The 760-nt window shown below is 62.4% G+C and carries 1 protein-coding gene and 1 pseudogene; both read right to left on the bottom strand.

Annotated elements, in window-relative coordinates; all coding sequences use genetic code 11:
• The coding region (locus ACXJ3V_RS20170; protein WP_457102138.1) for a tyrosine-type recombinase/integrase at positions 1–569 on the bottom strand (569 nt) is incomplete at its 3' end.
• A pseudogene (locus tag ACXJ3V_RS20165) lies at positions 566–760 on the bottom strand (hypothetical protein); the annotation flags it as partial. The gene ACXJ3V_RS20170 and the pseudogene ACXJ3V_RS20165, both read right to left, overlap by 4 nt.

Genomic DNA, 760 nt, shown 5'->3' with positions numbered 1-760 from the left:
TTGCGACCCTTGCCCAACAGGTGCACGCACGAGGGCGTGTCGAATCGGATCGCTGCCGGACAAACGTCGAGCGCCTCTTGGATGCGCGCGCCGGTGTTGTAGAGGAAGGACAGCAACGCGTGGTCACGCTGGCCCTCGAGACACTTGCGATCGGGCTGGGCGAGGATGGCCTCAATCTCGCTCGACTCGAGGTAGCACGGCGCGGGCTTGGTGGTCTTCTTTGTCGGGATGTGAAGGACGTCGGCGCACTGGGCAATTGCCGCCGGTTCGCGCTCGGCGACGAAGTGAAAGAAGCTGCGCAGCGCCGCGAGTCGACAGTTGCGCGTGCCGATCGATACGCCACGCTCGACCTCACTGTGCAGCAAGAAGGCGGCCACTTCGGTGGCCGTGAGCTCAGCCAGGGTGATGCTCGTAACGGAGCGCTTGTGACGCGCCGCGACAAAGCGAAGGAACAGGCGCCATGTATCACGATACGAACGTACCGTGTGAGCCGAGACGTTGCATTGCTGCACAAGCCGCTCGTAGAAGAACGCATGTAGCAGCCTGGGAAAGGGGTTGTTCGGCTTCATGGGGAGCCTCCCTGCGAGGCGTGCAGGCTGTGCGCGGCGAAGGCCCGAAAACGCTCGCTTGCCTGCTGCAGTAACTCCTGCGTCACGGTCAGATAGACCAGCGTCGAGTTGATGTCCTTGTGGCCAAGATAGGTAGCAAGGTAAGGCAGACGTGCCTGGGGATTGATTCCCTCGCGGTACCACGCCAGCAT

The sequence above is a fragment of the Microbacterium sp. P5_E9 genome (genome assembly GCF_054049175.1).
This window is presented reverse-complemented; position numbering and strand designations above follow the sequence as displayed.